We start from the raw sequence: 22,423 nt of genomic DNA on the forward strand, positions 1-22,423 counted from the left end.
GGCCTACTCCGCCATCACGTCGCGGTGCAACGTCAGCCGGGTGATCCGGTTGCCGACGACCTCGCTGACCTCGAGCCGCCCGCCCTCGACGCCGACCTGCTCGCCGACCTCCGGGATGTGGCCGAGCAGCGCGATGGCGTAGCCGGCCACCGTCTCGTAGGAGCCGTCGCGCAGGGCGATCCCGGTGGCCTCCTCGAAGTCCTCGATGCTGTCGCCGCCGTCCACGTCGGACACGTCGCTGGTCGAGGGGCGGTCGTCGACGTCGTACTCGTCGCGGATCTCGCCCACGAGCTCCTCGACGAGGTCCTCGAGCGTGACGATGCCGTCGGTGCCGCCGTACTCGTCGACGACGACGGCGAGGTGCACGCCCTCCGAGCGCATCATCGCGACCGTCGGCAGCACGAGCTTGCTGCCCGGCAGCGCGAGGATCGGGCGCGCCAGGTCGGAGACGATGCGCCGGTCGTCGGCCTCGATGCCGAGCAGGTCGCGCACGTGCAGGAAGCCGATGATGTCGTCGAAGTCCTCCCCGGTGACGGGATAGCGCGAGTAGGGGAGCTCGCGGACCTCGCGCGCCGCCTCCGGCAAGGACTGGCGACCGGCGACGAACGAGACGTCACCGCGCGGCTGCATGACCTCCTTGAGGCTGGTCTCGGTCGCCGCGAAGACGTCGGTCAGGATCCGGCGCTCCTGCTCGTCGAGGTCCTCGTGGGTCGAGACGAGGTCGCGGAGCTCCTCCTCCGACAGCTGCTCGCTGGTGGCGTCGGGGTCACCGCCGAGCAGGCGCACGAGCGCGTTGGTCGACAGCGACAGCAGCCAGATCACCGGCCGCATCAGCGTCGCGAACTTGTCGAGCACCGGCGCGACGGCGAGCGAGACGCCGGCCGCCTTCTGCAGGGCCAGGCGCTTCGGCACGAGCTCGCCGAGGACCAGCGAGAGGTAGGCGATGAAGAGGGTGAGCACCACCAGCGCGGTCGTCTGGGCCGCGTCCTCACCGAGCCCGAGGTCCTCGAGGTACGGCGCCAGGTCGGGCGCGAGGGTCGATCCGCCGTACGCCGCGGAGAAGAAGCCGGCGACCGTGACGCCGATCTGCACGGCCGCGAGGAACCGGTTGGGGTCGCGGGCCACCTCGGCGACCCGGACGCCGCGGGCGCCCTTGCGCTCCATCGCGCTGAGCTGGCTCTCGCGCAGCGAGACCAGGGCGATCTCGGTGGCCGCGAACACGCCACCGAAGAGGACGAAGAGCACCACCAGGCCGAAGTTGACGAGGGTCTGGGTGTCCATCAGGACCGTTCACCCCCGCGCGATCGATGGGGTGAACGGTTCGTACTTCGGGGGTCATCCATGCGCGACATCGTATTAGGCGGGGTGTAGGGGCGGACAGAACAGTTGACCGAGCAATAGCGTTTTAGTCTATGGTCTTGATTGACAAGTCGAGACCGACCTCGCGGAGGAACGATGAATCGCTTGATCAAGGGCGTCGACCCCGTCGTCTTCTGGGGGTCCGCCGTTCTCATCGGCACCTTCGTCGGGTGGGGCCTCTTCGCCCCCGACAGCCTGGGCAGCGTGATGAAGACCGCCCTGGACTGGGTGATCGGCAACTTCGGCTGGGCCTTCGTGCTGCTGGCCTTCGGGTCGCTGGCGATCTGCATCTTCCTGGTGGTCCACCCGTGGGGTCGGACCCGGCTCGGGCCCGACGACTCCCGGCCGACCTTCGGCACGTTCTCGTGGGTCTCGATGATGTTCGCGGCCGGCCTGGGCGCCGGGCTGCTCTTCTACGGCATCGCCGAGCCCGTCTCCCACTGGAGCGCGCCGCCCCACGGCCTCGCGGAGCCGCAGAGCGAGGAGGCCGCGCTCGTCGCCCTGCGCTACACCTACTTCCACTGGGGCTTCAACGGCTGGGCCATGTACGCCCTGATGGGTGGCGCGATGGCCTACTTCAGCTATCGCAAGGGCCTCCCGACGCTCGTCAGCGCGACCCTGAGCCCGCTGCTCGGCCCGAAGGCCTCGGAGCGACCGATCGGCCGGCTGGTCGACGGCCTCGCGATCGTGGCCACGCTCTTCGGCACGGCCACCGCGCTCGGGCTCAACGGACTCCAGCTCAACAGCGGGCTGGACTACCTCTTCGACGTACCCAAGAGCAACGTCGTCGCCGTCATCATCATCGTCGTCGTCACCGCGCTCTTCCTCGTCTCGGCGACCTCGGGCGTCGAGAAGGGCATCAACTTCCTGGCCAACCTCGGCTCCTTCGCGACCATCGGGCTGTTCCTGTTCTTCCTGGTGGTCGGCGGCTCGACGGTCCTGGTGATCTCCAACGGCATCGAGTCGATCGGCAACTACATCCTCCAGGTGCTCCCGATGTCGCTGCAGACGGGCGTGGGCGACGAGCAGTGGATGGCCGGGTGGACGATCTTCTACTGGGCCTGGTGGGCCTCGTGGGCGCCGTTCGTCGGCATGTTCGTCGCCCGCATCTCGCGCGGGCGCACGATCCGCGAGTTCGTCATCGGCGTGGTCGCCGCGCCCACCGGCTTCGGCTTCTTGTGGTTCGCCGTCGTCGGCGGCACCGGCATCGAGCTCCAGCGCACCGGCCAGGCCGACGTCCTCGGCTCGATCGCCACCCCTGAGCTCTCGCTCTTCACCGCCCTCGACGCGCTGCCGCTGCCCGTCATCAGCTCGGCCCTCTGCGTCGTGCTGATCGCGCTGTTCTTCATCAGCGGCGCCGACGCCGCGAGCATCGTGATGGCGACCATGGCCTCGCGCGGTGCGCTGGAACCGTCGAAGCTCGTCGTGGTCGTCCTCGGCGTCCTGATGGGCGGGATCGCCTGCGCGATGCTGCTGGTCGGCGGGCTGGTCGCGCTGCAACAGGCGGCGGTCCTGGGGTCCGTGCCGTTCGCGCTCGTGCTCGTCGCCGTGGCCTACAGCTGGCTCAAGGCGCTGCGCGAGGAACATCGGCAGACCGCCGAGGAGGAGGAACCGCCACCCCGCTCCGAGACCATGTCGATCGGGCCCGTCGGTCCGGCGGAGCGACGATGAGGTCCCTACGCCGCAGTGCCGGCCTCCTGCTGTCCGTGCTGCTCCTCGGCTCGCTGATGGCCGCGTGCGGCGAGAGTTCCGAGCGCGACGCGTCGTCGCAACCGCAGGGCGCCACCCTGCGCGTGCGGATCGGCACCCAGGAGTTCCCGGAGGCGCAGATCCTCGGCGAGCTGTGGCGCCAGGCGCTGGCCGTCAACGGCTACACCGTCGACCTGCGCAAGGGGATCGGTCCGGCCGAGGACCTCGACCAGGCGCTCAAGGACGGCGACATCGACGGCTACGTCGCCTACACCGGCACCGTGCTGTCCATCGTCGCCGGCGAGGAGGTGAGCGGCCTCGACCCGGACGAGACCTACGACCGGGCGAAGGACTTCTACGCCGGCCAGGACATGGTCATGAGCGAGATGACGCCGTTCGAGAACAAGGACGCGATCGCCACCACCGCGGCGTACGCCGAGAGCAACCAGCTGGCCGCGATCGGCGACCTCGCCGACGTGGAGGGGCTGCGGCTCGGTGCGCGCCCGGAGTTCGAGGACCTCCAGCTCGGCCTGACGGGGCTCTCCGACGTCTACGGCCTCAGCGGCGTGGAGTTCGTCCCGATCGAGCTGGGGGAGCAGTACGCCGCACTGGCGGACGGGCAGGTCGACGCGGTCGACGCCTTCACGACCGACCCACAGCTCGAGGACGGCGACGTCCGCCTCCTCGAGGACCCCGAGCGGCTCTTCGGCTCGCAGAACGTCGTCATGGTCGTGGGCCAGGACAAGCTCGACTCGATCGACGCGGACGCGTTCGTGGCGGTCGTCGACGCCGTCAACCGCACCCTCACCGAGAAGACCATGGTCGACCTCAACGCCCAGGTCACCGCTGGGCGGGACGAGCGGCAGGTCGCCGCGGGCTTCCTGCGCAGCGTCGACCTGATGACACCGCTCGACCTCGGCTGACATCCTCCATCGCACGGACCGAACCAGAAGGAGCCCCTCGTGGCGAACCAACGGCGCAATCCTTTCGAAGGTGTCACCGACTACGTCAGCGAGCTGTCGCGACTGCGGACCCTCGGCGTCCACGGGACCGACCACGGCACCGACACCCCCGAGCGCACGCACGCCTCCGCCTGGGTCCCGGCCACCGACATCCTCGCCCGTGGCGACGACCTCGTGATCCGGATCGAGCTCGGGGGCGTCGACCCGGACGACATCCACCTCGGCTTCCAGCACGACGCCCTGACGGTCTCGGGCAGCCGGGTCTCCGGCGACCCGGAGGGCACCGAGTTCTACGTCCGCGAGCGCTTCCACGGCGAGTTCCGACGTGTGATCACGCTGCCGCAGGGGACCCGGGCCGGCAACCTGACGGCCGAGTTCGGCGACGGGTTGGTCGAGGTGACCGTCCGCGGCGCGGCGGCGCCCGACCAGAGCACACGGATCGCCGTCGTCGAGAAGGCCAAGGGCTCGACCACGCGGTCGCTGAGCGTGGGTGACGACGCCTAGCTCGTCGTGGAGCGTCGACAGCTCGAGTACTTCCTGGCCATCGCCGAGGCCGGCAGCTTCACCCGCGCCGCCCGCGTGCTGACGATCGCCCAGCCCACGCTGTCGCACGCGATCCGCTCCCTCGAGCGCGAGCTGGGGGAGACGCTGTTCCAGCGGCACGGTCGGGGCATCCGACTGACCCCGGCGGGGGCCGCCCTGGTGCGGCCGGCCCGGCGCACGGTCCGCTCCTTCGCGCAGGCGGCGGGCGCCGTACGCGGTGCGGGGGACGACGGGTTCGCCCAGCTGAGGATCGTCACCAACACCGTGTGGGCGCTCGACCCGCTGGTGCGGATCGTGGGTGAGCTGCGCCAGCTGCGGCCGAGCGTGCAGCTCCAGGTCAGCGATCCGGCCAGCCGGACCGTCGTGGTCGAGCAGGTGCGGGCGGGCGAGGTCGACTTCGGGCTCGTCTCGGGCACGCCGCCGGGCGGGCCGCTGTCGTCGTTGCACCTGCTCGACCACGAGCTCGTCGCCGTGCTCCCGCCGGGTGGCGAGCAGCGGCCCGTGGCCGACCTCGCCGAGCTGGCGGACGAGGGCCTGATCAGCACGCCGCCCGGTACGGCGCTGCGCGACCTCCTCGACGAGCTGCTGTCGCAGGCCGGCCTCGACGGGGCGGTGGCCGTCGAGACGGCACACGTCGCCACCGTGGTGCCGCTGATCCTCGCGCGCGCCGGAGCCGCGCTGCTGCCCGAGGTGATGGCGCTCGAGGCGGCTGCGAAGGGGGCCCGGCTGTCACGGCTCGAGCCGCCGAGCCGCGCCCGGGTCCATCTGCTGTGGCGTCCCGACCGGCTCACCGACGCCGGCGACGCGCTGCTCGCCGTGGCCCGCGAGGTCGCTCGGTCATAGACGACGTCGATATCTGGACGTGAAGACGGGTATGGCCAGCGACTTGGGCGACAATGGGCCTTATCTCTACTGTCTTACTTGTCTATTGCCGCGCGTCGTCCCCGACCTCCGAGGAGCCCCACCATGACCAGCACCCTGGACCGCCCGCTCGCCACGTCGGGCGCGACCGTCCACCAGCTCGGCGGGCGGATCGGTGCCCGCATCGACGGGGTGCGGCTCGGCGGCGACCTCGACCACGCGACGATCGCCGCCGTCCGCGATGCCCTTCTGCGCCACAAGGTCGTCTTCCTCCGCGGCCAGCACCACCTCGACGAGGCCGGTCACCAGGCGTTCGCCGAGACGTTCGGCCCGCTCACCACGGCCCACCCGACCGTCGACACCGGCAGCGGCCGGGTGTTCAAGGTGACTGCCGACAAGGGCATGGCGGCCAACGCGTGGCACACCGACGTGACCTTCGTCGACCGCGTGCCGGCGATCAGCGTGCTCCGGGCGGTCCACCTCCCGCCGTACGGCGGCAACACGGTCTGGGCCAACACGGTCGCGGCGTACGACGCCCTGCCCGCCTCGCTCCGGGCGCTGGTCGACGAGCTGTGGGCCGTGCACACCAACAGCTACGACTACGCGCAGCGCGACGAGGAGTCGGAGGAGCCGGACGCCAACTACACCCGCGCCGACTTCGCCTCGCAGATCTTCGAGACCGAGCACCCGGTCGTGCGCGTGCACCCGGAGACGGGGGAGCGCTCGCTCGTGCTCGGCCACTTCGTCAAGAACTTCACCGGCCTCAACAGCGCCGAGTCGATCGCGGTCTTCACGCTCCTGCAGAACCGCATCACCAGGCTCGAGAACACGATCCGGTGGACCTGGCAGCCGGGCGACGTGGCCGTGTGGGACAACCGCGCGACCCAGCACTACGCCGTGGCCGACTTCGACACGGAGTATCGCGAGATGGCCCGCATCACCGTCGCTGGCGACGTGCCGGTGGGCATCGACGGACGCCCGAGCCGGGTGCTGAAGGGCAACGCCGAGGCCTACTCGCGCCTCGACGAGCTGATCAGCTGATCACTCCCCGTGGTCGCCGCGCCAGTGGGCGAGGCGGCCGGCGCGGTGGACGGCCATGATCCGCTTCTCGGCGGCCACCCGCTGCTCGGGGCGGGTGAAGACCAGCAGCACGTCGTCGGTGCGCAGCTGGGTGGCGGGCTCGAGGGAGTGCGTCTCGCCGTCGCGGGCGAGGAGGCCGAGCGTCGACCCCGACGGCAGCCTCAGCTCCCCGGCGTACACCCCGTGCAGCTGAGACCCCGGGCTGACGGTGATCTGGAGCAGCTCGGTGCCGAGCTGGAAGAGCGAGCCGGTGCCGACGTCCATGTCGAGGACCTGCTCGTCGACGCGGTCGCGGTGGGGCCCGACCGCGGCGGCCGGGATCAGCCCGGCGAAGACGTCGGAGCGCGAGGCGAGGACCGGGCCGATGACAGCGAGCACGAGGACGTAGCCGGCGGCCAGGCTGCCGATCCGCTGGTCGAGCCCGGCGGCGACGGCGAGTGAGGCGAGGATGATCGAGAACTCGCCACGCGTCAGCACGGTGAACCCGATGTTGGCGGCCTCGACGCGACCGAAGTCGTGCATGCGGGCCGCGACCACGCCGGCGGTCGTGGCCAGCAGGATCGTCATCACCGCGGCGACCGCGATCTCCGGGAGCACCGCGAGCACGTCGAGCGGGTCGATGGTCAGGCCGAAGTGGAAGAAGAAGATCGCGCCGAAGGCGTCGCGCAGCGGGTGGGTGAGGGTGCGCAGGCGCGCGGCCTTGGCGGTCGCGCCGAGGATCAGGCCGACCATGAAGGCACCGATCGCGTCGGAGACCCCGACCAGCTCGGCGACGCCAGCGACGATGATCGCCAGGCCCGTGAACACGACGACCACGACCTCCTCGTCGTGGGTGTTGACGAGCTTGCCGACGACCCCGGCGCCCCAGCGCGCGATCGCGCCGAGCCCGACGAGGAAGGCGAAGGCGGTGACGATCCCGACGATCGCCTCGCGAGGTCCGTCGGCGCCGCCGAGGACGGGCTGGAGCAGCGCGAGGTAGAACGCCAGGAAGATGTCCTCGAGCACGGCGATGCCCAGGATCGTGCGGGTCTCGCGGTTGGCGAGACGGCGGGTCTCGACCAGCAGCTTGGTGATGATCGCGGTCGAGGAGATCCCGACGACGCCGGCGACGACCAGCGCCTCGGAGGTGCCCCAGCCGAGCGAGAAGCCGTAGACGAGGCCGCCGCCGACGTTGAGGAGGAGGTAGATCGACGCGGCGGTGAGCAGCCGGCGCCCGCCGGAGACGAGCTGGTCGAGGGAGAACTCGAGCCCGAGGTAGAAGAGCAGGAAGACCAGGCCGATCTTGGCGACCAGCTCGAGGTCGTGCGGGTCGCCGACCAGGTCGATGCCGCCGGTGTGCGGGCCGAAGACGACGCCGGCGAGCATGAAGAGCGGCACGGTCGGGAGGCCGAGCCGGACGCCACTGCGCGCGAGCAGCCCGCAGACGAGGAGCGCGCCGCCGAGCGCGATCAGCGCGTCGGCTGAATGGGGCATGGGGCCTCCTCCTCGGCTCGGCGGGGTCTGTCTCCACCCTGTCGGCCCGGGGTCCGTCTCCCCATGGGGTCTGTTCCCCATCCTGGGCCGGGTCCGCGATACGCTCGGCGCGCCAGTCGTACTCCCACGTGGAGTCAGGGAACCCGGTGCGAATCCGGGACTGACGCGCAGCGGTGAGGGTGACGGGCGGAGCACGCACTGCCACTGGGGACCCGTCCCTGGGAAGGCGCTCCGACCCGGTGGATCCCGAGTCCGAAGACCTGCTGGCCCTAGCGGCGATCGCCGCCAGGTCACCACGGCCCCGCGGACGGGCCCGGACCAGATCGGCACCCCTGATGTCCCTTCGCACTCGTGGCGACCTCTGCCCCGGAGCGCTGCGGCCGTGGCCCGCGCCCGACGGGCTGCTGGTGCGCCTGCGGCTCATCGGCGGCGTGGTCCCGACGTCGTCGCTGCTGGCCCTGTCGTCCATCTCGGCGTCGTACGGCGACGGGCTGGTCCACCTCACGTCGCGGGCGAACCTCCAGCTGCGCGGGCTGCCCGGTTCCACGTCCGCCCTGGACCCGGCCGTGCTGGCCGCCCTGGTCTCCACCGGGCTGCTGCCGTGCCCGACGCACGAGCTGGTGCGCAACGTGATGGTGTCGCCGGGCCCCTTCGGCCGCGCGGACCTGGGTCCCGTCGCTGCATCGCTCGACGAGCTGCTGTGTGCCGATCCGGTGCTGGCGTCGTTGTCGGGGCGGTTCCTGTTCGTGCTCGACGACGGGCGGGGCGACCTGCTCGAGCGCGAGTGCGACCTTGGGCTGGTGGCCTTGTCGCCCTCGGAGGCCCAGCTGCGGGTCGGGACGTCGTTCGGTCCGGTCGTCCCGCTCTCGTCGGCGGCGGGTGCGCTGGCGGAGCTGGCCCACGCGTTCGCCGTACGCCGCGGTGCTGGTGCGTCAGCTCCCTGGCACGTGGCCGAGCTCGACTCACCGCTGGTGCCGACCGTCGACCCCGACCCTCGGCTGCCGTCGCCGTCGGCGCCGCTGCCGTTCGGCGACACCCACCTGCCGTTCCCGGAGGGGCTGACGCACGACGACGTGCTCGCCCTGTCCGCTCCCACCGTCGTCGTCACCCCGTGGCGTGGCGTCCTGATCCCCGAGGAGACCGCATGACCACCTCCCTGACCGGGCTCGCCCGCCCGCCGCGACGCTACGACTACGTCGACGTGGGGCCGGAGATCTACGTCGACTCCTTCGCCACCATCCGCCGCGAGGCCGACCTGTCCGCCGTGCCGGCCGACGCGGAGAAGCTGGCCGTGCGGATGATCCACGGCAGCGGTCAGGTCGACCTCGCCGACGACCTCGTCGTCCATCCCTTGCTGGTCGGATCCGCTCGCGCGGCGCTCGAGGCCGGGGCGCCGATGCTGTGTGACGCGACGATGGTCGCGACCGGCGTGACCCGGGCGCGGCTGCCCCAGTCCAACGACGTCCTCTGCTTCCTCAACGACCCGCGCGTGCCGTCGCTGGCCCGGGAGTGGCACACGACGCGGACCGCGGCGGCGGTCTCGCTGTGGGAGCCGCACCTCGACGGTGCGGTGGTGGCGATCGGCAACGCGCCGACGGCGTTGTTCCACCTGCTCGAGATGGTCCTCGACGGCGGTCCCCGCCCGGCCGCGATCGTCGGCTGCCCGGTCGGCTTCATCGGGGCGGCGGAGTCGAAGGAGGCGCTCGCATCCTTCGCGAGCGAGCACGGGATCGACATCCCCTTCGTCACGGTCCGGGGTCGACGCGGCGGGTCGGCGATGACGTCCTCGGCCCTCAACGCGCTGGCCCAGGAGGAGGAATGACGGGCACCTTCACCGTCGTCGGGATCGGCCCCGGCGACCCGGAGCTGATCACGATCAAGGCCGCCCGGCTCATCGAGGCGGCCGACGTCGTCGCGTTCCACGCGGGCGTCAGCAAGCAGTCGCACGCGCGGCGCATCGCAGCCGACCTGATCCCCTCCGGTGCGGTCGAGGAGGAGCTGCGCTACCCGGTGACGACCGGCACGACGGACCATCCGGGTGGGTACGTCGGGGCGATGGCCGACTTCTACGAGTCCTGCGCCGCCCGGCTCGCCGTCCACCTCGACGCGGGGCTCGACGTGGTCCTGCTGGCCGAGGGCGACCCGCTGTTCTACGGGTCGTCGATGTACCTCCACGACCGCTTCGCCGACGTCTACGAGACGTCGGTGGTGCCGGGGGTGCCCGCCTTCGCCGCCGCCACGGCCGCGATCTCGACGCCGCTCGTGCGCCAGACCGACGTGCTCACCGTCCTGCCCGGGACGCTGCCCGAGCCCGAGCTGGCCATGCGCCTCGCCGGCACCGACGCGGCGATCATCATGAAGCTCGGCCGCACGTTCCCCGTCGTTCGTCGCGCTCTCGAGGCTGCGGGCAGGCTGGACGGTGCGATGTACGTCGAGCGCGCCTCCCAACCCGAGGAGCGCTGGCTCCCGGTGGCGGACGTCGATCCGTCGTCCGTGCCGTACTTCTCGCTGATCGTGGTGCCGGGTGACACAGCGCGGGGCTCCGATGCCACCCGCCTCCGCACCGCCTCGTCGGTTGAGGTGCGAGCGGACTCCTCGCTGGTTGAGGCGCGAGCGGAGCGAGCCTCGAAACCCCTCCTCGTCGTCGGCCTCGGCCCCGGCCCGTCCCGCTGGCTCACCCCGGAGGTCACCGCAGCCCTGGCGGACGTCGACCACGTCGTCGGCTACGGGCCGTACGTCGACCGCGTGCCCCAGCGACCCGGCCTCACCCGCCACGCCTCGGGCAACACGGTCGAGGTCGACCGGGCCCGCCTCGCCCTCTCGCTGGCGAGCGCGGGGGAGCGGGTCGCCGTGGTCTCCGGGGGCGACGCCGGCGTCTTCGGCATGGCGGCGGCGGTCTTCGAGGCGGCGGCGGACTTCCCCGAGGTGCCGGTCGAGGTGCTGCCCGGCGTCAGCGCCGTACAAGCCGTGGCTGCTCGCGCGGGTGCCCCGATCGGAGCCGACTTCGCCGTCGTGTCGCTGTCAGACCGACTCAAGCCGTGGACGGTCGTCGAGCAGCGGTTGCGCGCGATCGCCGAGGCCGACCTGGTGCTCGCGATCTACAACCCGGCGTCCCGCTCGCGCACGTCGCAGGTCGCGCAGGCGCAGGACGTGCTGCTCGAGCACCGCAAACCCGACACCGTGGTGGTCGTGGGTCGCGACGTCGGCCGGGCCGAGGAGTCGCTGACCGTGACCACCCTCGCCGAGCTCGACCCCGCGACCATCGACATGAAGTGCCTGCTGATCGTCGGCGCCTCGTCGACCCGCGTCACCGGGGCCGGTCAGGTGTGGACGCCGCGGTGGGTCGAATGACCGTCCACTTCGTCGGCGCCGGCCCGGGCGCGGCCGACCTGATCACCCTGCGTGCGGCCTCGCTCCTCGCGGCCGCGGACGTGGTGCTCTATCCCGGGACCTACCTCGACGCCGACGTCCTCGCCCACTGTCCGGACGCGCGGCAGGTCGACACCCAGCGGCTCGACCTCGACCAGCTCACCGAGGTGATGGTCGCGGCCTCGCGTGCCGGACTCGAGGTCGTCCGCCTCACCTCCGGCGACCCGTCCCTCTACTCCGCCCTCGCCGAGCAGACCGCGCGCCTCGACGCCGCGGGGGTCGCGTGGGACGTCTGCCCGGGGGTCCCGGCGTACGCCGCCGCGGCCGCCGCCGTCGGCCGCGAGCTCACCGTCCCGCTCGTCGCGCAGTCCGTCGTGCTGACCCGCACCCAGGCCCGCTCGACGGCGATGCCTGACTCCGAGTCGCTGGCGGCGTTCGCGGCCACGCGCGCCACCCTCGTCCTGCACCTGGCGATCACGAGGACGCGCGAGCTCGCGGAGTCGCTGGTGGGGGAGTACGGCGCCGACTGCCCCGCCGTCGTCGTCCACCGCGCCTCGCAGCCCTCGGAGCTGGTCCTGCGGGGGACGCTCACGACGATCGCCGACCAGGTGGAGGGCGCCGGCCTGAAGCAGGCCGCCGTGATCCTGGTCGGCTGGGCGCTGGCCCGCGAGGGCTCCGAGTCCTGGCTCTACCAGGCCGGCCGCCCCCGCTCCGCTGGCTGAACGGCGAGCGTCGGCGAGCGCCGTACGCACCATCGGCGTAGTGTCGACAGCATCGGAGCGACACCATCGATGTGCCGCTCGATCCTCACGAGATGAGATCGAGGGCATTGGTAGCCATGAACACTCCCGCGGATCCGTTGCAGGCCCTTCTCGAGCACGTGATCCGCGACCGCACCGCGTTGGCCGAGGGACGCCGCGCGCGCCTGGGCGTCCAGGCCACGGATGAGGCACGCGCACGGATGGTCCACTCCCTCGAGGCCTACACGGACGCGTTGCAGGCCTCGCACCTGCCGGTGCCCTACAGGCTCAGGGACGAGCTGCGCACCCACCGCAGTGCGTGCCGACCCGGCGCCCTCGCCTACGTCAGCCAACTGGCGCCCTGACCACAGCACGAAGCCCCGGACCCATCAGGGTCCGGGGCTCCGTCGTCGTTCGTGGATCAGGCCTGCTGGCCCAGCGCGAACTGGATGTTGCCCTCCTCGTCCACGCCGCCGTCCAGCACCTTGTCGTCCAGCATCACGGCGGCGGGCGCGTCGAGAAAGATCGTCGCCCCGCCCTGCTCGATGGTCTGGTCGTCGGGCGCCGCCTGGTCAGCGGGGCTGACGGACAGGGACTGCCCGTCCGCCTCGGCGGCGATCCGGAGTCCGGAGACCTCCGGGACCTCCGCGGCCAGCTGCTTGACGATCTCGGTCACGTTCTCGGTGAGAGCAAGCATGCCTCTCCCTCCGTTTAGCGAATGTGTCCCCTTCACCATGTCGTGTACGGGCGGCTCGATCAAACCGGGCTCTCGGACGGACAACGACGACCGAGGGCGGAAGAAAGCCGCGACCAGCGAGGTTGCGGGTGGTGTGACCACACTCGAGAACCGTGCCATCGCGGCCCTCCGCGCCAACCACGACGCCATCGCAGCACTGGCGTCGACCCTGTCCGAGGAGCAGCTGGCGAGGCCCAGCGGCGCGACGGAGTGGACCGTCGCCCAGGCCCTCTCACACCTCGGCAGCGGCGCGGAGATCTCCCGCAAGCCGGTCGCCACCGCTGCGGGTCAACCGGTCGACGCGGAGGACAACCAGACCGTCTGGGCCCGATGGGACACCTCGACCCCGACCGAGCAGGCGGCGGGGTTCATCACGCACGACGCCGCCTACCTCGAGACGGTCGAGGCACTGACCCCCGAGCAGCACGACAGCCTCACCGTGGACATGGGCTTCCTGCCGCAGCCCGTCCCGCTGGTCGTCGCGCTCGGCATGCGGCTGAACGAGGTCGCCAACCACGCCTGGGACGTGCGGGTCGCCTTCGACCCGTCGGCGCGCGTGGACGAGGGCTCGGCCGAGCTGCTCGTGGAGCTCTTCGGCGGACCGCTGGCCTTCCTGCTGGGCTTCTCTGCCCACGCCGAACACCTCGAGCAGCCGGTGCGCCTCGCGATCCCGGGCGGCACGGTCGAGATCACGGATGCCGTCACCGTCACCGGTGTGAGCGACGACCCGACGGCCACGTTCGACGGGCCGGCCGAGGCCGTCGTGAGGCTGCTGAGTGGGCGGCTCAGGTCCGAGCACGCTGCGGACGTGACCGTGTCCGGCAACGTCACGCTGGACGAGCTCCGCAAGGTGTTCCCCGGCTACTAGTCCGGGAGGGTCGGGCCCGGCGAGGGGTCAGCTGGGCAGCTCGTAGTCGAACGAGATCCGGTGGGTCCCGTCGTCGTCGACGTCCAGCCCGCCCGACCCTGTGATGCCCTTCAAGGCGCCGGTGCCGCTGGCCGGCACGATGGTGAAGAAGGGTGCGAGTCGATCGGTGCCGGTCGTGGTGGCCGAGTGCACGAAGTTGAAGCAGCCTTCGTGACCGTCGAGCGCGCCCTCGAACGACTCCATCGCGACGTACGTCCCGACGCCGGTGGCCTGGTCGAACGCGGCAGTGAACAGGGTGGCGGCGCGTCCCGTCACCCCGCCGGCGAAGACCTTCTCCATCGTGGCGACACCGACCGGCAGACCAGTGGTGATCTCCGGCTGCGGGGTCACATCGGTGGGGACGAACGACCTGACGGTGAAGGTGCCCTCAGTGCGCATGGCAGCCGAGTCTAGGGCGGGCACGCGACCGAGCACGCTGGTCATTGCTCGCCCTGAGCGGGCCTACCTGCCACCCTTTCCTCATGACGGGTCGGGCACACGCCGGGGTGGACGCCTACATCGACGACCTGCCCGCGTGGCAGCAGTCGATCTGCCGGCAGCTGCGCGACATCGTCTGGGCCACGGATCCGGACATCGAGGAGACCGTCAAGCGCACGGTGCAGCCCTATTTCGTCCTCGAGGGCAACGTCTGCGCCCTGCTGGCCACCAAGGACCACGTCAACCTGTTCCTCTACGACCCGACCGTCAGCGACCCCGAGGGCGTCATCAACCAGGGCCACGGCAACACGACCGGTCGGGCGATCCAGGTCTACGAGCACGACGAGATCAACCGCGACGCGATCATGGGCATCCTGACCGAGATCGTCGACCACAACCGACGCGGCGGCTGGCGCCGACTGGGAAAGGATGCCGAGGCATGAGCACTCCCGGCCAGGACGCCGTCGACGCCTACATCGCCCAGTTCCCGCCCGAGGTCGGCGATCGCCTGACGCAGCTGCGCCACGTGATCCTCGAGCACCTGCCCGGCGGTCACGAGATCGTTCGCTACGACATGCCGGCGGTCATGGTGGGCGAGCGCTACGGACTGCACTTCGCCGGCTGGAGGAAGCACATCGCCCTCTACCCGGTGCCGTCGTTCGAGGAGCCGCTGGAGTCGCGGATCTCGCCCTACCGGTCGGGCAAGGACACGGTCCGGTTCCTGCACACCAAGGACCTGCCGTACGACCTCGTCGCGGACGTGTGCGACCAGCTGATGCGATCCCGCTGACTGTTCCGGCCCGCGTCCGGCTCAGCCCTCGGCGTAGCCCAGCTGCAGGTGGTCGTGGTGAGCGCCCCACGTGAGGTCCAGCGACCAGCACCCGGGTGCGGGCAGGTCGACGATCGAGGGTCCGGGGGCGGGCTCCACCACACGGCTCACTCTCTGCCCGGTCTGCTCCTGGGTGGCCTGGATCTCCAGCGGCCCGTCGCCGGCGCCGACCCGCGCGACCCACAGGATCTTGTTGCTCTTGTCCGCTGACTGGGGCGAGACGAGGGGGTGCTCGGCCACCCACACGATGGCCGCCAGGTCGCCCTCGTCGCCGATGACGTGAGGTACCGACGGCTCCGCTTCGGAGAATCCGCCCCTGGCCCACTCGGGGAGGACGGTGGCTGGATAGTTCGTACGGCACGGGGCGACCGAGCTGTCCACTTTCGTGGGCGATGGTACGGCCGGCGTCATCCTCGGCTCGTCCGTGTCGCCGGAGGTGCACCCGACGAGACCGAGCACGAGCAGGATGGCCAACGCTCCTCGCGTCATGTGTCGACGGTACGCCTGATAGACGCATCTGCCGCGGTGGGTCTAGCGGAGCGCGATCAGTTCATCGACGACCAGGTGGCCGCGCTCGACGACGTCCGGAACGGCATCGCAGCGTCCATGACGGATGGGCACCTCGAGCATGTGCAGGATGTGCGCTGCTGTGAGCACCGCCGCTGCTTCCCCGCCGACCTGATCGAGGATCCTCGTCCACAGGCATCGCCGTACATCGTCCAACGATGCATCCCGGTAGGTGGTCCACACGAGAGCGGTGAGATCGATGGCCCGGGTGCCGCTACCGGCGTTCCCGACGTCGACGACCGCCACCACGGCACCGTCGCGGACCAGGACATTGCTGGGCGTTGCGATGTCGGCATGGACCATGTCGGGTGCCCGACGTGGTGGTGGGACGCCCGCACATTGCTGCCGTAGACGACCGACCAGGGCCGACACCTCGACGGAGTGGGCCGGAAGCCGCGCCATGGACTGGCGGAGGAGAAGCTGCTCCGTCGTCTCGGGGAGGTCCCGGGGCTTCCCAGCCCACGACGCACCGGTGGCGACCCTCCAGGCGTAGGACCAGTGGTCGTACGGCTCCGAGCCCTGACCGGCCTGGAGCTCGATGATCGCCATCAGCTGCTCGGCGAGGGATGGGGTGAGCTCCGGTGCGGGGTCCGCGTCGACGAAGTCCATCACGTGCCACACGTGCGTGGCCGTGGAGCCGACCCCGAGCCAGGCCGGGGTGGGATAGCCACAGCGACGCATGCGCTCGACGATCCGTTGGGCTCGCAGCGTCTCGTCCAGCTGATCGGGGTGGGTCCGGGGAGCCGCCTTGAGGACTGCGGTCGTTCCTCCCGCGAGCTCGACCCGTACGGCGCCGTCGTTGATGCCCCCGCGCAGGTGGCCGAGAACACTGACCTCTGCCCCCATTGTCCTGCCCACGTCGTGCAGGACCGCGACAGGCAGTGTCGCCAACCGCGGGTTCGTCATGGCCGCAGCGCCACGACCGCTGTCGACAGGTCCGGACGTCCCCGACAGGCGGCGGGATGGCCTCTCGGACACTCAGGCGCTGACCAGCGACGCGCCACGGCAACCACGTGCTGTCGAACCCGGGGCCGTGAGGAAGATGGCCCCATGACGTTCCCGCCCGACACCTTTTCCGATGAACGCGACGTGGTGTGGCACGACCGCGGCAGCTCGCGCATGGTCCTCGAGGAGCGAGGCAAGCTGATCGTCGCGTCCGGTTTGCTGGCCATCGGCGACGCCGCGGCTGAGGAGTTCTTCCACGAACGGTCGATCTCGCTCTCATGCCCGCGACGTGCCGCAGCCGTTGAGCTCGCCATCGTGCGTTGGGAGGACGACGACCCCATCGCTTCGCGGGTCGCAGCAGTGACGCTGTGGTGGGCGAAGCCGGGATCTGATGTGCTCTGGAATCGCACCAGGCAGGACGTCCCGGTCGACAGTGCCGTCGCCCTGGTGGTCGACGGCGAGCTCGTCAACGAGGCGCTGGCACCGCTCACGGACGACGCATGGTCGGAGGTCATGCCTGTCATCTCCGACAGGGGCGTGTTCCGCTCGGGCGAGGGACTGCTGTTCGACTGCGGCACGGCCGCCGCCGACTTCCCGATCTGGGAGGGCCGGATGCAGAACGGCGAGCTGGGGGCGCTCCGGATCTCGACAATGCTGCTCGATGACAACGAGCGGCGGAGCACCTGAACAGAGTCAAGGCCACGCTCATCCCGGCAGGTCCGGATGTTGCCAGCGTCCCCGACAGGCGGCGGATCGACGCAGGTGCGCGGTGGTGCCATGACGTGAGCTTCGCGAAGCATCGTTGATGCGGACGGGCTCGCGCAGCCAGTTCTAGAACGCGACGAAGAGAATGCTCACCAAGTCCGCCACCGCGATCGATGCCAAGAGCAGATAGAGGATCTGCGTCACGCTGATCCTCCTGCCCTGCCCCGCGAGAGTTGAGGTCGTGTCCAGTAGCGCATCGTGATCGATCTGGAGGGACTTCTCGATGCGGCGCATCCGGTCCCGCGCGTTGCGGTAGTAGTTGTGCTGCACGCGCTGAACCAAAACCGTCATCCCGCATGCAACGATCCCCAGAGCGAAGACGACGACGGCGAGGGCTCCGGAGGTCTTCGCGAGCGCCACTCCCGCTGCCAGGATGCCGGCGTTGAACGCGAGCAAGTACTGCACGCGGTTCCAGTTGAATTGAGCCTGGAATCGGTACTCCTCGACCGCGATGCGATAGAGGTCCGGGCCGATGGGCTCGCTCTCCGGTTCCGCCACAGTGCTCATTGTTAGACACCGTAGGGTCTGTGCCCATAGTCGATGGTGCATTGGTGGCGTCGCGGGGCGGCGTGTTGCAGTGGCTGCCCGGGCGCCGACCTGTCCGCGCCTGAGACAGGAGGCACTCTCTGATTGCGAGCTTGTGCATCGGCAGCCCACCAAGCGGCGGAATGCCGCACTCATCGGGCAGATCCAGTCACTCGGCGTCGATGCAACCTGGGCATGCGGGCGACAGCGCGCGCTTCATAGCTACTGACGGCCGCTGCCCGTGTACGCCGCGCACGGCGAATAGGCTGCTCCGACCACCAGGAGGGGCGCAATGCTTGATCAGTCGGGGCTCTATTACCCATACATCCACATCCGGAAGGACAACTGGCTGAAGGCGGCCGCCTTGTATTGGAAGCGGGTCGACCGGATCGTCCCGCGCGACTACCCGACCAAAGACAGTCCTACTGCCCGATCGCTTATCGACGAGTTGGGCTTCATCCAGGATCGCCGTCCAGGTCAAGCGGCAGTCGACACCTCGCGGATGTTTACAGACCTCCTTCGGGAGCGCGGACCCGAGATCTTCAACAGACTCAGAGTTCAGCCATCCCGCGTGGATCTGATTGGTAGGTACCTATCACCGTCAGACGGGGGACTCAGTAGCGGCGGAACCATTGGCTACATCTTCGCCGAGAAGTTGAGCAGCGAACTGGTCGACGCCCTCGAGGATGAGGGAATGGCCTTCGGTGCCTCCAGCGAGGCGCACGGGCATCGCCGCTTCTCGTTGAACGTTGGATCGGCAAGTTGGATCGGGATGGACAGCCGGCTCGCCGCGACCTACATGACGGTGCTCAGCAGGCTGACAGCTCAGCACTTCAACCTCAGTCCTGTAACCGACGAGCCAATTGCGCACGTCGCCATGGAGGGTCTAAGCGTCGATGCCATCGCCTCTGCACTGATCGGAGATGTGGCGCCTCAGGAGCGTGATCTTCGGGCAAGCCGCGAACAGCGCGTAGCGACCTTGGCGGTTCAATCGGTGTTGCCCAAGAGCCTCGGGCTCATCGGCGTTGACGAAATCATTCGGTTCCGCAAGAACCACGACAACGAACTGGGCGCCTTCCAAGCCGCTGTGTCCGCTGCTGGAGCGGATCTCGTCACGCTGGCGCCCGATGTCGACCAGGCGGTCCTGCGCCAGGCCATCCAGGAGGCTACCGACAAGCACTTACTAGGACCACACGACGAGCTTGAGAAGGCCATGAAGCTGTTCGGCTTCGAAACGCTTCACAGTGCCACCACCCTGCAACTGCCCTTCACGACCTCGGTGGCTGGGTACGTTGCTTTGCACACAACTCCTGTGCTTGCTACGCCGCTCGCCGCGATCGCGGTATCTGGCGCTGCGCTGGCCACCGAGGCCGGTCGTCGCAGGGGTATTCGTCGCCAAGCCGGAGCCGCCAACTACTTGATGGAACTTCGGGCGGGGCTAACGCCCCGAGGAGCGGCTCGGCGACAGCTTGGGCAATTGGCGCGGGGGCGCACCTAGCCACTGTCTCGTACGCAGGTAGGGACCAGTAAAAGCACCGGGTGATATGGCGTCCCGCCCGCACTGAAGGCGTCCCTGCACACTCAAGCGGCTACGGAAGAACGCACGCATGGGGTGCAGGTCTGGGCCGTGACGCCGACCGTGCGAGACCGCGCTCGCCGGGGTGCGGCGCGTGCGGATCCCAGCTGGGGATCTGACACGCTGAACGGCATGACCGCAGGCGCCAACCCAAAGATGCTCGATCTCGCGCGATTCGTGGATCGAGACGACGCGATCGCGCTTGCGACGAACGAATGCCCGAAGACGTATACAGAGGTCGCCAAGACGTACATGGGGCCGGTGGTTACTGAGGTTTTCGGCTCCTTCATCTCGAGGATGCGGGGGCTGCACGAGGGGATCGTCCGCGAGCTCGCGGCCAACAATCCACACGCTGTTCTGCCCTTGCTTCGCGCATGGGTCGAGGTGAACACCATTGGCCTCTACGTCGCCCGAAACCCCGGCTACGCCGATGTCGTGCTCTACGGTCCCGGACCCGGACGGCCAGCACGTAAGAGCTTCTCGTCCCTTTTCCACGCTGTGAAGGACGAGGTCGCGCAGTTAGGTTTGGTGTATAAGGACCTCTCAGACTATGCGCATTTCGGCACCCTCGGCGTCGGGAACACCTATGTCGTTGCGAGTATGGAAGATCGCCTCATCACCTGAACCGATGTGCCGCGATGGAAGAGCGAGAAGGAGTTCCAGATCACGTGTGCGCAGACACGCGAGCTATCCAACCTCGGACTTCACGTGCTTGATCGGCTTGGGCAGGTACTTCTTCCTCGCCTGGAGTCAGAGGAGGGTGTCGGGAACTGAGCCATGCGTAGGGAGGTTAGCGAGGGCTCCCCGAGCCACGCACGCGGCGGAATGTCGCACGTCCGGCCACGTGCGTATCACTCAAGTTCGCTGGTCGGTACGCCGTCGACGGGACGTCTTGCGCGTCTCGGTGTCCCGCGTTCCCACCAGTCGATCGGCGGAGCTCCGTCAAGCTGGCCCGCGGTCACCCGGACGTCGCCGATGTTGCAGAACTTCCAGAGTTCTTTCGCGGCGCGTGAGTACTGGAACAAGACCTCGTCGACGTCGAAGGCCTGGAGGTCGCCGCTGCGGAACCGGTCGATCGCCTCGGCTACGTGCGCGACGAGTTCGGCGAGCTCGTCTCGTGGTAAACCGCCACCGCCTCGCGAGCTTGCTGGCGATCTGCCTTCTGGGACACGAACTGAGGCTAGTGCGATCACTGAACAAGAGAACGCGTGCACTCATCGCGGAAGATCCGGGCGTCGCAAAGCGCCTCTCGGAAGCGGCGTGCCTCAACGTCCTCGACGGCAATGGCGATGCGGCCGGAACTGGCCGGGATGCGCGGCGTATTGGGTAAGCGGCCGGACGAGCCGGCCATATGAGCTGCTCAAGGGCGCCCTAGGATTCGCTCGTGTTCCTCTCCACCGTGCTTCTCGGGCTCCGCCAGGTCCGCACCCCGTTGCTTGCCGGCGCCCTGTGGCTATGCACGGCATGGGTTCTCGTGGGGGATCGCGTCCTCGATCAGCCGGCTGCGGGCACCTTCGAGGCACGCGTCATCGCCCTGTCGAACTGGGTTGGCGTGGGAGGGACCATCGCCGCGTTGACCTTGGCCGCCTTCCTGATAGGAGGTCTCATCCCAACTGCTCTGGTCAACCGGAAGGGAAAGCGAGCCGCTGAGGAACTGTCATGGTGGATCAGCCAGATTGTGCGAGAGAGCTACCAGCGGATCTCGCTGGGGGACCTCAGCAATGATCGGGCGCCCCAAGCGGTCGCAGTTGAAGCCTTTTACTACGAGCAGAACGGTTTGAGAGTCCGCCTCAACGAACTGGCGCGCGAAGGGTATGACGACGAGCAGGCGAGCGACATCATCGATCAGGAAGACGCGATGGAGCTGCCCTCCGGACGGGGCTACAGGCCGCCTATCCCCGGTACATGGCTGCACAAGATCATCAAGGTGGGCATCGAGAGCGAGTTCCCCCTGCTCCGCGCCTCGCTGCTTCAAGAGCGGCCCCTCATCTTCAGTGACCTCGACCGAAAGGAGAGCGAAGCCGACCTGCGCGGGGCGATATTCTTGCCCCTCTCGGCTCTCAATGTCGCAGTAGCGAGCGAAACCTCCTGGTGGGTGACATTGGGACTCTTCGTCCCCTTGGCTCTGTACGTGCAGGCGTATCGCCTCGCCTCAACTGCGAACCTTGAGTTCGTACGTGCCATTACCGCGGGGTTGGTCCTGTCGCCGACGGTCGAGTACGTCCGCAGTTTCAACCGCCGCCCCCAGTGGTCCGCACTAGACGAAGCCGAACTCGATCGGCGCGAGCGAGCATGGCTCTACGCTCGGCGACTGCGACCCGTCTTCTCCTGGTACTTCTGGGTGCTGGTCATCAAAAACCTGGTCCCGAAGAGGCGGTCGAATTCGATCTCTTACGGCGCACCAGCCAATGAGCCGTCGATCGAGAAAGCCCGCTGGGAGACGTTCCACCGGATCCTGGGCTGAACTGCAGCGGACGTATGTGGGAGTTGACGCCCCGTGTCCAGGTCTTAGATCCGGACATCGGCAGACCCGGTAAGTCGGCACACGCGCCGCCAGGCGGCTGTACGACTCTTACAACTGGCCCAAGCGGGCTCCGCGTGCCAAGACGGTCAAGCTCAGTGCTTGAATGGGTGCTAATCAGCATCGACGCAGCTGGACGACCAAGGAGGTCGCACGTGCCTCATGTCCCATACGACAAACCGGAGCGGATTCATGCCGCCCTTCGGACTCACTTCAACCTCGATCCTGACGAGGCGTTGGAATTCCAGCCCAGCGGAGACCCGTCGTTGATGCGGGTTAGTTGGTCCGGCGGTGAGGGCACCCTGACTCAAAAGGAGTTCCAAGACCTGTTCGAGTAGCGTCTCGATTCCTGCTTGGACCGAACTCGGAGCAAGCCTCCTGCGTGGAGCGGGTGATACGAGGGCGTAAGCACCGGCAGGAGAGTCCCAGGGAGTGGTGGGGTTTGAGGGCCAGCGGCGAGGCGTGAAGACGTAGACGGCCATCGGCGGGATCTTCGGTGTGTACGGCCAAGCACTCATCGAAGAAAGAGGTCCACCGA

24 protein-coding genes and 1 riboswitch are annotated in these 22,423 nt (G+C 69.2%); of the genes, 17 read left to right on the plus strand and 7 right to left on the minus strand.

Annotated features, from left to right (window positions below; translation table 11 throughout):
• Positions 1 to 3 precede the first annotated feature (3 nt).
• Positions 4 to 1,281, minus strand: coding sequence for a hemolysin family protein (locus C7S10_RS08650; protein WP_108343963.1), 1,278 nt, complete (start codon positions 1,279 to 1,281; stop codon positions 4 to 6).
• A gap of 174 nt (positions 1,282 to 1,455) precedes the next feature.
• Here C7S10_RS08650 and C7S10_RS08655 point away from each other — a divergent pair, with 174 nt between their 5' ends.
• From C7S10_RS08655 to C7S10_RS08675, 5 genes are all read left to right on the plus strand, one after another.
• A complete protein-coding gene (locus tag C7S10_RS08655; RefSeq protein WP_108343964.1) occupies positions 1,456 to 3,030 on the plus strand; it encodes a BCCT family transporter in 1,575 nt (524 codons plus the stop codon).
• Positions 3,027 to 3,971: an ABC transporter substrate-binding protein gene (locus C7S10_RS08660; RefSeq protein WP_108343965.1), complete on the plus strand. Its 945-nt coding sequence runs from the start codon at positions 3,027 to 3,029 to the stop codon at positions 3,969 to 3,971. The genes C7S10_RS08655 and C7S10_RS08660 overlap by 4 nt, the downstream gene beginning before the upstream one ends.
• A gap of 39 nt (positions 3,972 to 4,010) precedes the next feature.
• The gene (locus tag C7S10_RS08665) at positions 4,011 to 4,514 is read left to right on the plus strand and encodes an Hsp20/alpha crystallin family protein (protein ID WP_108343966.1); all 504 of its coding nucleotides are present in this window, start codon (positions 4,011 to 4,013) and stop codon (positions 4,512 to 4,514) included.
• 6 nt (positions 4,515 to 4,520) lie between these two features.
• The gene (locus C7S10_RS08670; RefSeq protein ID WP_108343967.1) at positions 4,521 to 5,396 is read left to right on the plus strand and encodes a LysR family transcriptional regulator; all 876 of its coding nucleotides are present in this window, start codon (positions 4,521 to 4,523) and stop codon (positions 5,394 to 5,396) included.
• A 123-nt stretch (positions 5,397 to 5,519) separates the two neighbouring features.
• A complete protein-coding gene (locus C7S10_RS08675) occupies positions 5,520 to 6,455 on the plus strand; it encodes a TauD/TfdA dioxygenase family protein (RefSeq protein WP_108343968.1) in 936 nt (311 codons plus the stop codon).
• Here C7S10_RS08675 and C7S10_RS08680 read toward each other — a convergent pair whose 3' ends face one another.
• Positions 6,456 to 7,967: a cation:proton antiporter gene (locus tag C7S10_RS08680; RefSeq protein WP_108343969.1), complete on the minus strand. Its 1,512-nt coding sequence runs from the start codon at positions 7,965 to 7,967 to the stop codon at positions 6,456 to 6,458.
• A gap of 96 nt (positions 7,968 to 8,063) precedes the next feature.
• A riboswitch (cobalamin riboswitch) is annotated at positions 8,064 to 8,249 on the plus strand.
• Between the two features lie 53 nt (positions 8,250 to 8,302).
• Here C7S10_RS08680 and C7S10_RS08685 point away from each other — a divergent pair.
• From C7S10_RS08685 to C7S10_RS08705, 5 genes are all read left to right on the plus strand, one after another.
• Positions 8,303 to 9,115, plus strand: coding sequence for a nitrite reductase (locus C7S10_RS08685; protein WP_108343970.1), 813 nt, complete (start codon positions 8,303 to 8,305; stop codon positions 9,113 to 9,115).
• Positions 9,112 to 9,789 (plus strand): precorrin-8X methylmutase, encoded by a 678-nt coding sequence (locus tag C7S10_RS08690; protein ID WP_207769290.1) that lies wholly within the window; start codon positions 9,112 to 9,114, stop codon positions 9,787 to 9,789. The genes C7S10_RS08685 and C7S10_RS08690 overlap by 4 nt, the downstream gene beginning before the upstream one ends.
• Positions 9,786 to 11,318, plus strand: coding sequence for a precorrin-3B C(17)-methyltransferase (gene cobJ / locus C7S10_RS08695; protein ID WP_108343971.1), 1,533 nt, complete (start codon positions 9,786 to 9,788; stop codon positions 11,316 to 11,318). The genes C7S10_RS08690 and cobJ overlap by 4 nt, the downstream gene beginning before the upstream one ends.
• Positions 11,315 to 12,058 carry a cobalt-precorrin-4/precorrin-4 C(11)-methyltransferase gene (locus tag C7S10_RS08700; RefSeq protein ID WP_207769291.1) on the plus strand — a complete coding sequence of 248 codons (744 nt, stop codon included), beginning with the start codon at positions 11,315 to 11,317 and terminating at the stop codon, positions 12,056 to 12,058. Before cobJ ends, C7S10_RS08700 begins: the two co-directional genes overlap by 4 nt.
• A gap of 116 nt (positions 12,059 to 12,174) precedes the next feature.
• The gene (locus C7S10_RS08705) at positions 12,175 to 12,441 is read left to right on the plus strand and encodes a hypothetical protein (RefSeq protein WP_108343972.1); all 267 of its coding nucleotides are present in this window, start codon (positions 12,175 to 12,177) and stop codon (positions 12,439 to 12,441) included.
• A gap of 56 nt (positions 12,442 to 12,497) precedes the next feature.
• Here C7S10_RS08705 and C7S10_RS08710 read toward each other — a convergent pair whose 3' ends face one another.
• The gene (locus tag C7S10_RS08710) at positions 12,498 to 12,773 is read right to left on the minus strand and encodes a Fe-S cluster assembly protein HesB (protein ID WP_108343973.1); all 276 of its coding nucleotides are present in this window, start codon (positions 12,771 to 12,773) and stop codon (positions 12,498 to 12,500) included.
• Positions 12,774 to 12,906: 133 nt separating this feature from the next.
• On the opposite strand from C7S10_RS08710, the gene C7S10_RS08715 reads away from it, so the two are divergent.
• The gene (locus C7S10_RS08715; RefSeq protein ID WP_108343974.1) at positions 12,907 to 13,680 is read left to right on the plus strand and encodes a maleylpyruvate isomerase family mycothiol-dependent enzyme; all 774 of its coding nucleotides are present in this window, start codon (positions 12,907 to 12,909) and stop codon (positions 13,678 to 13,680) included.
• Positions 13,681 to 13,707: 27 nt separating this feature from the next.
• Here C7S10_RS08715 and C7S10_RS08720 read toward each other — a convergent pair whose 3' ends face one another.
• Entirely contained in the window at positions 13,708 to 14,118 is a 411-nt protein-coding gene (locus C7S10_RS08720) for a DUF3224 domain-containing protein (RefSeq protein WP_108344071.1), read from the minus strand.
• An 83-nt stretch (positions 14,119 to 14,201) separates the two neighbouring features.
• Between C7S10_RS08720 and C7S10_RS08725 the strand changes: the two genes are divergently transcribed.
• Both C7S10_RS08725 and C7S10_RS08730 read left to right on the plus strand, forming a co-directional pair.
• A complete protein-coding gene (locus C7S10_RS08725; protein ID WP_108343975.1) occupies positions 14,202 to 14,600 on the plus strand; it encodes a DUF1801 domain-containing protein in 399 nt (132 codons plus the stop codon).
• Positions 14,597 to 14,947, plus strand: coding sequence for an iron chaperone (locus C7S10_RS08730; protein ID WP_108343976.1), 351 nt, complete (start codon positions 14,597 to 14,599; stop codon positions 14,945 to 14,947). Before C7S10_RS08725 ends, C7S10_RS08730 begins: the two co-directional genes overlap by 4 nt.
• A gap of 21 nt (positions 14,948 to 14,968) precedes the next feature.
• On the opposite strand, the gene C7S10_RS22515 is transcribed toward C7S10_RS08730, so the two are convergent.
• Positions 14,969 to 15,475: a hypothetical protein gene (locus tag C7S10_RS22515; protein WP_207769292.1), complete on the minus strand. Its 507-nt coding sequence runs from the start codon at positions 15,473 to 15,475 to the stop codon at positions 14,969 to 14,971.
• Between the two features lie 42 nt (positions 15,476 to 15,517).
• Complete coding sequence (locus tag C7S10_RS08740) at positions 15,518 to 16,459, minus strand: phosphotransferase (RefSeq protein ID WP_108343977.1); 942 nt, start codon at positions 16,457 to 16,459, stop codon at positions 15,518 to 15,520.
• 144 nt (positions 16,460 to 16,603) lie between these two features.
• Here C7S10_RS08740 and C7S10_RS08745 point away from each other — a divergent pair, with 144 nt between their 5' ends.
• Positions 16,604 to 17,185, plus strand: coding sequence for a hypothetical protein (locus C7S10_RS08745; protein WP_108343978.1), 582 nt, complete (start codon positions 16,604 to 16,606; stop codon positions 17,183 to 17,185).
• 144 nt (positions 17,186 to 17,329) lie between these two features.
• Here C7S10_RS08745 and C7S10_RS08750 read toward each other — a convergent pair whose 3' ends face one another.
• Positions 17,330 to 17,770, minus strand: a complete 441-nt coding sequence (locus C7S10_RS08750) for a RipA family octameric membrane protein (RefSeq protein WP_108343979.1) — start codon at positions 17,768 to 17,770, stop codon at positions 17,330 to 17,332.
• A 310-nt stretch (positions 17,771 to 18,080) separates the two neighbouring features.
• On the opposite strand from C7S10_RS08750, the gene C7S10_RS08755 reads away from it, so the two are divergent.
• The 3 genes from C7S10_RS08755 (at position 18,081) to C7S10_RS08765 (ending at position 21,828) form a co-directional block, all read left to right on the plus strand.
• On the plus strand, positions 18,081 to 19,286 hold the full coding sequence (locus C7S10_RS08755; RefSeq protein WP_108343980.1) for a DUF6236 family protein: 1,206 nt from the start codon (positions 18,081 to 18,083) through the stop codon (positions 19,284 to 19,286).
• Between the two features lie 210 nt (positions 19,287 to 19,496).
• Complete coding sequence (locus C7S10_RS08760; RefSeq protein ID WP_133176469.1) at positions 19,497 to 19,988, plus strand: hypothetical protein; 492 nt, start codon at positions 19,497 to 19,499, stop codon at positions 19,986 to 19,988.
• 760 nt (positions 19,989 to 20,748) lie between these two features.
• Positions 20,749 to 21,828: a hypothetical protein gene (locus C7S10_RS08765; protein WP_108343982.1), complete on the plus strand. Its 1,080-nt coding sequence runs from the start codon at positions 20,749 to 20,751 to the stop codon at positions 21,826 to 21,828.
• Positions 21,829 to 22,423 lie beyond the last annotated feature (595 nt).

It is taken from the genome of Nocardioides currus (genome assembly GCF_003057875.1).
GTDB classification, from domain to species: domain Bacteria; phylum Actinomycetota; class Actinomycetes; order Propionibacteriales; family Nocardioidaceae; genus Nocardioides; species Nocardioides currus.